Annotated in this window: 13 protein-coding genes; 6 read left to right on the top strand and 7 right to left on the bottom strand. The window is 64.8% G+C overall.

Going from position 1 to position 9,226, the window contains the following annotated elements; genetic code table 11:
* Positions 1 to 14: 14 nt before the first annotated feature.
* The 3 genes from DQP57_RS01180 to DQP57_RS01170 all read right to left on the bottom strand — a co-directional run bounded on the left by DQP57_RS01180 (position 15) and on the right by DQP57_RS01170 (position 2,096).
* Entirely contained in the window at positions 15 to 536 is a 522-nt protein-coding gene (locus DQP57_RS01180; RefSeq protein WP_112630952.1) for a hypothetical protein, read from the bottom strand.
* Positions 537 to 669: 133 nt separating this feature from the next.
* Positions 670 to 1,308, bottom strand: a complete 639-nt coding sequence (locus DQP57_RS01175; protein ID WP_112630950.1) for a hypothetical protein — start codon at positions 1,306 to 1,308, stop codon at positions 670 to 672.
* Positions 1,305 to 2,096, bottom strand: coding sequence for a hypothetical protein (locus DQP57_RS01170; RefSeq protein WP_112630948.1), 792 nt, complete (start codon positions 2,094 to 2,096; stop codon positions 1,305 to 1,307). Before DQP57_RS01170 ends, DQP57_RS01175 begins: the two co-directional genes overlap by 4 nt.
* 213 nt (positions 2,097 to 2,309) lie before the next feature.
* Here DQP57_RS01170 and DQP57_RS01165 point away from each other — a divergent pair, with 213 nt between their 5' ends.
* On the top strand, positions 2,310 to 2,699 hold the full coding sequence (locus DQP57_RS01165) for a hypothetical protein (RefSeq protein WP_112631226.1): 390 nt from the start codon (positions 2,310 to 2,312) through the stop codon (positions 2,697 to 2,699).
* 9 nt (positions 2,700 to 2,708) lie between these two features.
* Here DQP57_RS01165 and DQP57_RS01160 read toward each other — a convergent pair whose 3' ends face one another.
* Positions 2,709 to 3,311 (bottom strand): TetR/AcrR family transcriptional regulator, encoded by a 603-nt coding sequence (locus DQP57_RS01160; protein WP_112630946.1) that lies wholly within the window; start codon positions 3,309 to 3,311, stop codon positions 2,709 to 2,711.
* A gap of 100 nt (positions 3,312 to 3,411) precedes the next feature.
* On the opposite strand from DQP57_RS01160, the gene DQP57_RS01155 reads away from it, so the two are divergent.
* The 4 genes from DQP57_RS01155 to DQP57_RS01140 are packed head-to-tail and all read left to right on the top strand — an operon-like array spanning position 3,412 to position 5,858.
* On the top strand, positions 3,412 to 4,197 hold the full coding sequence (locus DQP57_RS01155; protein ID WP_112630945.1) for a hypothetical protein: 786 nt from the start codon (positions 3,412 to 3,414) through the stop codon (positions 4,195 to 4,197).
* Entirely contained in the window at positions 4,194 to 4,997 is an 804-nt protein-coding gene (locus tag DQP57_RS01150; protein ID WP_112630943.1) for a hypothetical protein, read from the top strand. Before DQP57_RS01155 ends, DQP57_RS01150 begins: the two co-directional genes overlap by 4 nt.
* Complete coding sequence (locus DQP57_RS01145; RefSeq protein WP_112630941.1) at positions 4,994 to 5,572, top strand: cytochrome c oxidase subunit 3 family protein; 579 nt, start codon at positions 4,994 to 4,996, stop codon at positions 5,570 to 5,572. Before DQP57_RS01150 ends, DQP57_RS01145 begins: the two co-directional genes overlap by 4 nt.
* A gap of 4 nt (positions 5,573 to 5,576) precedes the next feature.
* Positions 5,577 to 5,858: a cytochrome C oxidase subunit IV family protein gene (locus DQP57_RS01140; RefSeq protein WP_112630939.1), complete on the top strand. Its 282-nt coding sequence runs from the start codon at positions 5,577 to 5,579 to the stop codon at positions 5,856 to 5,858.
* Between the two features lie 20 nt (positions 5,859 to 5,878).
* Here DQP57_RS01140 and DQP57_RS01135 read toward each other — a convergent pair whose 3' ends face one another.
* Positions 5,879 to 7,174 (bottom strand): cytochrome P450, encoded by a 1,296-nt coding sequence (locus DQP57_RS01135; RefSeq protein ID WP_112630937.1) that lies wholly within the window; start codon positions 7,172 to 7,174, stop codon positions 5,879 to 5,881.
* Between the two features lie 195 nt (positions 7,175 to 7,369).
* On the opposite strand from DQP57_RS01135, the gene DQP57_RS01130 reads away from it, so the two are divergent.
* Entirely contained in the window at positions 7,370 to 8,071 is a 702-nt protein-coding gene (locus DQP57_RS01130; protein WP_112630935.1) for a TetR/AcrR family transcriptional regulator, read from the top strand.
* On the opposite strand, the gene DQP57_RS01125 is transcribed toward DQP57_RS01130, so the two are convergent.
* Together DQP57_RS01125 and DQP57_RS01120 are read right to left on the bottom strand one after the other, a co-directional pair.
* Entirely contained in the window at positions 7,987 to 8,352 is a 366-nt protein-coding gene (locus DQP57_RS01125; protein ID WP_112631224.1) for a hypothetical protein, read from the bottom strand. The two genes, DQP57_RS01130 and DQP57_RS01125, sit on opposite strands and share 85 nt — an antisense overlap.
* 71 nt (positions 8,353 to 8,423) lie before the next feature.
* A complete protein-coding gene (locus tag DQP57_RS01120) occupies positions 8,424 to 9,179 on the bottom strand; it encodes an enoyl-CoA hydratase/isomerase family protein (RefSeq protein ID WP_112630933.1) in 756 nt (251 codons plus the stop codon).
* Positions 9,180 to 9,226: the final 47 nt, after the last annotated feature.

Raw genomic sequence — 9,226 nt, 5'->3', positions numbered from 1 at the left:
CTACGAGGGCTTGGTCAGGAGAGCTGATCGAGGCGCAACGGCATGGTGATGTCAAGCCAGTTGTTTTGCCCGCACGCGCCGCTGGGGCCGACCGTCTTGTCCTTGCCCGACAGGACCGGCGACCCGATTTGGAACCCGCCGTTGTCGTTCACCGGGTAGAAGAAGAAGGTCTGTATTCCGGGAAACGCGGTACCGTCCTCGCACCGCTCCCAGTTCGGCACTTCGCGCCTGACCTTCCACATCTCTCCATCCTTCATATAGAGGGGCGCGCTCCATCCCTGGTCGCTCGTCACCGTGCCATGGCATTCCAGGGTCGAGTCGCACGTGGAGCTGATGGTCCATGCCTGGTAGACCGTCGGTTCGCCGAAATACTGATCATTTCGCTGAGCCCAATCGCCAATGGACGTGACGCGGTAGGTCCCGTTGATGGCCACGTCTTCCTTGGTTATGGCCCGGGCCGCGGGTGCAGTGCTCACACCGCCGAAAGCAGTGGCAGCAACCAGCGTTGCGGTGGTGAGTGCTTTTGCTGAACGCATCAGGTGCTCCTCGAAGCGCGTAATCCGAGAGTGCCTATGGGGCGCCTTTTCGCCGTCGGTTGCGGCGTTCTCGAGCGATGACGTTACACCGCTTCGGCCTGCCGGGTAACGGTTGGGACAAGATCTCCCACGCTCATCCGGATGGATCGAATTTCGAAATCAGCCAGGAACCATCGACTTTTCTCAGCGTGACCGAGACGCTGCTCTGCGTGTTCTCGGGATCCTTCTTTTGCGCGCTTTTTGTGGTCTGGTCGACGAAAACCAGCACGACGGCCGAGTCGGCATGCAATTCCGAGACTGCGGCCCGAATCACCTTGGCGGACGCCGTCAATTGGCCCTTCTCCGCGGTTGGCGCGACGACATCGTCGCTGAATTTACTGTAATAGGTCAGAATATCGCCGGTGAGATGTGATTTCGCGTTGGCGAAATCGCGGTTCAAATGGTCGTAGGAATACGACAAGACCGCCACAGCGCCATCTGACGCCGCCTGGACTGCCCGGCGCGCCGCGGCATCGCCGACTTGCTGATCCGGCCGGTACAGGGTGAAGTACACGCCCGCAGAGACTCCCACGGCCGCGGTGAGCAACGTTGTCGCGACGATCAAACGCCACCTCGCCAAGTACCGGCTGCCGCGGCGGCGAATCGCGGCCAGCCGGCGCGAGCCTGCCGGGCTCTCACCAGCGGGTGTGAGGGCGTTGTCGTCGGCGGGTGAAGCCTGGACTCCGTCAATCGTTTCGGTGCCGTCGGGCGGCGAGCCGTCTTCGGCAGTCATCGCAGGAAATCAACCTTCGACATCTTGAGCTGTCCGTCGTCACGATCCATGTTGACGGCGAGCCGAAACAAGGCCGGCGGCGGTTTCGCGTTATCCGGCCCGATGGGATCGGTTTTCGCCGCCACAAGCACGACTCCCGAGTTGTCGCTCAACGACTGGACGGCGACACCTTCGATGGTGACCTTGGTGCCGACCTTCGTCTCCTGGGCCTTATTCACTATCAGAGTCGACAGCACGGCTAGCTGATTCTTCTGGTCGCCCGTGGAGGCATCGATCGAGCGTTGGACGTCCTCCTTGGCATGAGCGGGGTCGATCGACATGAAAGCCGTGATCCCTTGCCGGGCGGCGGCGCTGAATTCCGCGGCCAACTTGCGATTGTGCACCGCAATGTGGTGCTGCCACAACATGTAACCGCTCGCGGCGAGAGAGGCCGCGAAGAGCAGCGAGCCGCCGACGGCCGCCACTGCTTTCCTCTTTGGGCGCCGCAACCAGCGTGGCCGCGACGGCCGCGAGAGCCGTAGCCGTTTCCGAGTCTTCGCGGGGGGCTGCTCGATATCCGGGGAAGCGCCGTCCTCGTCGTCCACGCCCCCGTTTTCGGCGGCCCGGCGCAGTTTTGCGAGGCGTTCTCGAGCCGCCGCCGCGCGCGCTTCCGCCGCGGCGACTTCGTCGTCTGCGTCCGCTTTCGGCACGGGCGCTGCGATGTCCGCCTCAACCCCACGTTGGGCGGGATCGATCGCTTCCGCCGCGTCATCACGTGGGCCGGCGGCTGGCCCCTCCGGATCGTGCACGGAGAAGCAGCTTATCACTGGGGTCCGGGCTCAAAGCCGTCGTCGGTCGGCTGCCTTCCCGGCCCTTACATGCGGAAATAGTCGCCCGCAGGGGATCGGGCCGGGGTGACGTTCGGGAAGGCGTCCCGCCGGCCGCGGTCCGGCCCCGCTGATCGTCTCCAACCAGGAGAATTTTCTTTCCAGGTGTGGCAGAGTGATCGGGTGCGATCAATCGTGGCTCTGGTTGCCGCGTTGCTCGGCGCCGGGGTCCTGGCGGCGCCGCCAGCCTCGGCGGGGCCGACCGTCTGCGACTACCCAGCTTGCACCCCGGGCATCATGCCCCATCAGGTTCTGGGTGCGCCGTGTGACAACACCACCTATTACGCCTTCGGTGTCGCCGACGGATACGTGTCCTTCGCCTCGGAGCCCGGCCGGCTGATGTTCTGCGGCTCGCCGAGGCGATACCAGCCTCGCTGGTTCCGCTCGCCGCCGATGGCGGGGGTCAAGGACGAAAACTCCGACTGCACGAACTATTTGAACTACGTCGCGCAGGCCCCCGATGGTCTGTTCCTGATCTGTATCGCCCACGACGGCATCTCGAGCTGGGTCCGCGCCGACACGTAGCCGCCGCGCTCAGTCGCGCAATGTGCGGGGCAGACCGAGCAGGCGGCGGCTCAAATCGGTAACCCGATCGAGCAGGGTCTCGTCGTCGATGTCGGCCACCAGCGGATGCATGACCGCGGTGCTGAGCGCGCCGGAGAACATGGCGGCCTCCACCCGCCCGTCGAGGCCCGCGTCGCTCAGCAGCACCTGGTACAGACGGTCCATGAAACGCTGAAACGGCTTGTGCTCGGCCAGCAACCGGACGACGACGGGATCGAATTGCAGCGTTCGCACCAGCCGGCGGTCGCGAACCGCCATCTCAATCACGCCCACCAACAACGCATCTCGCGCCTGCGGGCCGTTGTCGTATGCTTCGGCCGCCTCGAGGGCGGGCTCAAGGCGGCCCAGTTCGCGTTCGGTCACGGCGATGACGATCTGCTCTTTGGTCCGAAATTGATGGTAGACAGCAGCTTTCGTGATGCCGACGGCGTCGGCGATCATCTGCAGCGACGTACCGCTGACGCCGTGGGTGGCGAACAGATCCAGCGCGGCATCGAGTACCCGCGTGCGGGCCGGACTGTGCTCGATGAGCCAGAATTGCTCACCGATGTCCGGCTGCCGTGCTGTTCCCACGCACCGAGAGTAGACGACGCTATTGACCCTGGCTAGCCGATCGGCTAGCTTCGCTCACTAGCCGGGTTGCGGCGGCGATTTCGTGCGGGAAGGAGTGCCGATGTCCGACGTCGGCGGAAACGATGCGAGCGGTAGCCAATCGGCGCGAACCGCCCGGCGGCGGACCGATGGCGAGCTGATTCTGCTCTGGACGTTGCCGGCGGCGCTGATCCTGTGGATCGCGTCCTTCTTCCTGTTTCCCGGGTTCAACCCGCCGATGTCACCCACCATGCCGGCCGAACAGGTGGCCGCGTTCTACCGCGATCCGGCGCATATCCCGCAAATCCGTTCCAGCATGATCCTGTTCAACTGGTTCGGCGTGTGCCTCGTGCCGATCCTGGCCCTGATTGTGCTGCAGATCCGCCGCATGGCGCATCAGACGCCGATCTTCTCCTACGCGATGCTCGGGTGTGCGGCCGGCGGTCCGACGCTGTTTCTCGTCGCCAACGTCTGCTGGCTGCTGGCCGCGTTTCGACCCGAGCGCAGCCCCGAGCTGACTCAATTGCTCAACGACCTCGGCTGGATCACCTTCACCATCCTGGTGCCGTTTCTCATCGGGCAGTGTGTAATCCTGGCGTTGGCAATCTATTTCGATGATCCGTACCGCCCCGTGTTCGCCCGTTGGGTGGCGCACTTCAATCTTGTGGTGGCGGCCGCGCTGGTGCCGGCATCGTTCGTCGGTGTGTCGTTGACCGGCCCGCTCGCCTGGGACGGCGTGCTGTCGTTCTGGGTGAAAAACGCCGCCATCGCCTTCTGGATCATCGTGATGGGCGTTGTCCTGGGCCGCGCCGTCTATCGTGAGCGGATCGAAAGCCGCGGCTGCTCAGGCGAATCGGCTCCCGCATGAGCGCGGTGATCACGCCGTCGACGTCCCCGGCGGGCCCCCTGCATCGCCGAATCGGCTGGCACCTGCGGCGCGACCGCAAGCGAGAACTGTGGCTGGCGTGGGGGGTGCTCATGGTGTTCTATGGCCTCTTCTTCCCCATGTTCTTCATCGTGGCCCAGGTCCAGCCGCCACCGGAACCGACCTGGGACCTTGCGACGCAGGTCCACTGGTTCGCCGAACGCCGCCTCGGCATTCCCGTCGGCTTCGGCATTATCTTCGCCATCAGCGGCATGATCGCGGTCAACAACGCCCTCATCGCGTATTCGATGCGGCGCATGTCGGTCAGCCGTGCGTTCGCTTACTCGTATCTGCTCATCTACTCGCTCAGCGCGGTTCCCGGCATGCTGCTGCTCAACATCGCGCTGATCGTCGGCACGCTGCGACCGGACCGCGACCCCCGGGCGATCGGTTGGCTGTATGACTTCGCGTTCCTGTCATTCGACGGGACGATGGGGGTGTTTCTGATCGGCTCGCTGATCTGGATGGTGGCGATCCTGCTCGACCGGAACAGGGTGTTCCCCAAGTGGTTCGGGTATCTCAACCTGTGCAACGCGCTGACCGAGGTCGTCGTGGCACCCTGCTGGATCTTCCGACGCGGCGTGTTCGCCTGGGATGGCGAGATCGCGTGGTGGCTGGACATGGTCGTGTTCGGCATCTACCAAGTCACCTTCATCGTCATGCTGTTTCAGATGATCCGCCGCGAAGACTTCGGGACCGGGGTACTGCCGGACCTGCCGCCCAAGAGGGCGGCGGCGCGGTGACCGGCCTGGCCGGCAGGCCCGCCCGTGCGAGGGCCGTGCCGGGACAACCCGACATGTGGGCCTTTGTCTTGTTCGAGACCCTGGTCTTCACAGCGTATTTCGGCTTCTACCTGTTCTCGCGAGGCCGCAATCCCGAGCTATTCCTGCAGTCGCAGGCCGCACTCGATCTGCGCGTCGGTGTCTTCAACACGTTGGTCTTGTTGCTCAGCTCATGGTCGGTGGCGCGCTGTGTCCAGTCGGCCCGCGCCGGCGCGTACCGGGCAGCCCTCCGCGACGTCTTCATCACGGCGGCGTTCGCCGCAGCGTTTTTGTCTTTCAAGGTGTTTGAGTGGGCGCGACTGGTCCACGGCGGACACGGCGTCGACAGCAACGACTTCTTCATGTTCTATTTCTTCCTCACCGGCATCCACTTCGTGCACCTGTTGATCGGCTTCGTCGTCCTTGGCGTCATCGTCTATCAACTTCGGAGCCCGGCGCGTCGTTCGCAGGAACTTGTCGAAACCTGCGCAACGTATTGGCACACCGTCGATTTCCTCTGGGTGCTCATTTTCGCGCTGCTCTACGTGGTGAGGTGAGCCAGTGAAATTCAACAAAAGACTGCTGTTCGTCTGGGTGATCCTGGCCGCGCTGACGCTGGCTTATCTGTGGATAGATCACACCGCCGGCGGGCTGCTGAAGTCCAGCGCCGTGGTCACGTCGAGCGTCATCGTCATCGCACTGGTCAAGGTGCGCATCATCTTTCGCGAATTCATGGAGGTGCGAGACGCCCCGGCACTGCTGCGCCGACTCACCGACGCGTGGGTGGTGCTGATCGCCGTCGTCCTGCTCGGCAGTTACTTCGTCGGGCTGCAGGCCCGGTAGCGCTCGCGCGCGACGAGTTCCTAGGCGACCGGCGCTATCGCGTCGGCGGTGGTGAACGTCAGGTGCAGTTCGCTCAGGCCCCGCAGAATGTACGTCGGCTCGTAGGTGTAACGACGCTCGGTGGCCGGCCCGTGATGGGCCTCGTCGATCTCGATGTGCGGCATGCGGTCCAGGATCCGCTCGATCGAGACACGGCCCTCGACGCGGGCGAGCGGGCCCCCTGGGCAGGAGTGCACACCGCGCGCGAACGCCATGTGCTCGCGGACGTTCTTGCGGCGCAGGTCGAACTCGTGCGGGTTGTCGAACCGGCGCGGGTCGCGGTTGGCGGCGCCCGGCAGGATCATGACCACGGTGCCGGCGGGGATGTCGACACCACCGATGCTGGTGGCCTTGCGGGCCAGGCGTGAGTCGCTCTTCACCGGGCTGTCCATCCGCAGCGACTCCTCGATGAAGCCGGGAATCAGGCTGCGGTCGTCACGCAACTGTTGCTGGATGTCCGGCCGGTCACCGAGCACCTGCAGGGCGGCGCTGAGCAGCTTGGCCGTGGTTTCCTGGCCGGCGGCAAAGAGGAACGTCGCCGAGCGCACCACCTCGATCACCGGGGGTGTCGACCCGTCCGGATACTTCGCTTCCGCCAGGAAGGTCAGCACGTCACCGCGGGGCTCGCGGCGACGATCCTCGATGTAGTTACAGAACTTGTCGTCGAGCCACTCGAGGGGGTTGATGCCCACCGACTCGTGGTCCAGGGCGCCCACGCGTGCCTCGGGGCGGTCGGCCCCCAAAACCTTGCGGAACTCCTTATGGTCTTCTTCAGGCACGCCGAGCAGGTCGGCGATCACCAGGGTGGCGAACGGCTTGGAATATTCGGCGATGAACTCGCACTCACCGAGGCTCAGGAACTCGTCGAGCTGACGGTCGGCGAGGCGCCACATGAACTCCTCATTCTGCTTCAGCCGGCTCGGGGTCAGCAGCTTGGCCAGCACGGACCGGGCCTTGGTGTGGTCCGGTGGATCCATGGTGACCATGTGCTCGTACATCGGGAAGGAACTGCGGTGCGCGTCGATCTGCGCGCTGATGTCGTCGCCTTCGGGCGTGAACGGGAGCGGCGGGAACGGCCCGCCGAGCGCGACGATGTTCGAGAACGTGTCGGGGTCCTTGTAGATCTCGCAGGCTTCGTCGTACCCGGTAACCGCGACGACGCCGTAGTGCGGCAGGCGCAGCACCGGGTTTTGGCTCCGCAGGTAGTCAAAGTACGGATGCGGATCCGGGACCAAAGTCGGATCGGTGAAGAAATCAATCGTCTCGAAGTTGGTCATCTTCAGTGCGTCCCCCTGGGCTGGGTCTACCGGTGGTGTTCGGCGGCAAGCGGTACCGCCGCCCGATCGCGAGAACGAAAATATGCTGAGCACCTGCTTAGCATGGCGGTAATGTCAGGGTCAAGATCGAGGGCGCCGGGCCACGATACGATCCGTATGGCCCGCACGGGATGGCACACAGTACGGAGCAGCGACATGACATCGGCCCGCAGGATCGGGGCGCCGGACGCGAAAAACCGTGGTCTGTTGCTCGATGCCGCGGAGCAGCTGATGCTCGAGGAGGGCTACGCCGCGGTGACGTCGCGGCGCCTCGCGAACAAGGCCGGGCTGAAGCCTCAGCTGGTGCACTACTACTTCCGCACCATGGAGGAGCTGTTCCTCGCGGTCTTTCGCCGCCGGGCGGAAGAGGCGCTCGAAGCGCACGCGCGACTGCTGCAATCGCCCCAGCCGCTGTGGGCGCTGTGGCGGTTCGGCACCGACCCCGCGTTCACCCGGATTTCCCTGGAATTCATGGCGCTGGCCAACCACCGCAAGGAGATGCGCGCCGAGATCGCGTACTACGCCGAGCGCCTGCGCGAGGACCAGCGCCAGGCGGTGACCGCCGCGCTCGAGCGTTATGGGGCGGTCAGGGACGACATGCCGCCCGTGGTGTGGACGGTCCTGATGAGCAGCCTGTCGTGGTTCCTGGTGCTCGAGCAGGCAGTCGGCATTTACGGTGGCCACGCCGAAACCGTGGAGCTGGTCGAAACCTACCTGCGTCGCCTGGAGGGCGAACCGCGACCCCTCGAAGGTATACCGCCGGCCTGGGTGGTTCACCAGTTCCGCAACGAGCAGAGCACACCTTTGGGCCCATCCTTGGATACAACGACGGCTCCGTCGACCGCCAAGTCGCAGTGAAGCCCCGGCGTGCCCGGTTCGGTACCCGTGCTCGCCACGACCATCGCGTAATGATCGGGGTCCGACATGTCCAGATCGAATCCCCACGGCTTGCCCGGGGCGAGGTCGACGTTGACGTGTGGGGTGAACGAGTAGGGGTTGTGGCTGTAGTCAGAGAATTTGTCGGGCTGGTGGTCCAGATAATAGATGCTGGTGTAGATCGGATGCTGCGTGGTGACGGTGTACTTCACGTGATGCATGACGGGGTCATCGGCGTGTGCCCGTCCGCTTCCCACCAGCACGCCTGCCGCCGCCAGTAGACAGGCCAGCCAGATGGCGGGGCCGACGGCGATCACCGTCTTGCACTTGATGGTCATGACGCTCCTTCGGCTGCCGTGCGCGATCTTGTGTTGCGGCTCATGACCCGATCTGCGGCCTGCCAGTGTGGGTCGGCAACCCATAGTCGCGCAAAGGATGCTATCGCCTCATCAGGAGAAACTCCGCGGATTACGCGCTTTATCTCCGTCGCCGGGCGGCGGGCCAGCGACCTCGCGACCGCTCGCCATCCCTCGTCGGGTGAGTCGAAGACACCGCGGGGCAGCACTCGGTCGACCAGGCCGATCCGCTCGGCCTCGAGCGCGCCAATGGCGGTTCCGGAACCGGCCAGTAGCAGCGCCTTGCTCTTTCCGACCAGCGCGGCCAGCCGCTCGGCTCCACCCCAGGCCGGCATGATCTCCAGCTGCACCTGGTTGAAGGCGACCTTGATGTCGTCGGCGGCCACGCGGATGTCGGCGGCCACCGCGACTTCGGCGCCACCGCCGAACGCGTGACCGTTGAGCGCCGCGATGACGGGGGCGGGGAAGTCCGCCAACCGATCGCAGATGGACCGCATTCGTCGGGCCATCGCAGCGGCATCCTCCTCGGTCCGCAGCGCGCTTAATTCCTTGAGGTCACCGCCGGAGACGAAGGCTTTGTCCCCGGCACCCTTGATCACCAGCGCCTGCGCACCCGCAGCCGCGTCGAGCGCCTTCTCCAGCTGGTCCATGGTGTCCAGGCCAATGGCGTTGCGCGCGTGCGGACGGTCGATGGTGACCACGGCTAACCCGTCGCCGATCTCCAGGTCCACCATGTTCTTATTTACGCTCCTCGGCAAGAACCCGATATTGGCATTCTCTT

Source organism: Mycobacterium colombiense, from assembly GCF_003284935.1.
GTDB lineage: Bacteria > Actinomycetota > Actinomycetes > Mycobacteriales > Mycobacteriaceae > Mycobacterium > Mycobacterium arosiense_A.
This window is presented reverse-complemented; position numbering and strand designations above follow the sequence as displayed.

Excerpts from the sequence above, each read along its gene's own strand:
- DQP57_RS01180 (WP_112630952.1), bottom strand. The coding sequence starts at position 536 with ATGCGTTCAGCAAAAGCACTCACCACCGCAACGCTGGTTGCTGCCACT.
- DQP57_RS01175 (WP_112630950.1), bottom strand. The coding sequence starts at position 1,308 with ATGACTGCCGAAGACGGCTCGCCGCCCGACGGCACCGAAACGATTGAC.
- DQP57_RS01155 (WP_112630945.1), top strand. The coding sequence starts at position 3,412 with ATGTCCGACGTCGGCGGAAACGATGCGAGCGGTAGCCAATCGGCGCGA.
- DQP57_RS01150 (WP_112630943.1), top strand. The coding sequence starts at position 4,194 with ATGAGCGCGGTGATCACGCCGTCGACGTCCCCGGCGGGCCCCCTGCAT.
- DQP57_RS01135 (WP_112630937.1), bottom strand. The coding sequence starts at position 7,174 with ATGACCAACTTCGAGACGATTGATTTCTTCACCGATCCGACTTTGGTC.
- DQP57_RS01130 (WP_112630935.1), top strand. The coding sequence starts at position 7,370 with ATGACATCGGCCCGCAGGATCGGGGCGCCGGACGCGAAAAACCGTGGT.
- DQP57_RS01120 (WP_112630933.1), bottom strand. The coding sequence starts at position 9,179 with ATGGTGGACCTGGAGATCGGCGACGGGTTAGCCGTGGTCACCATCGAC.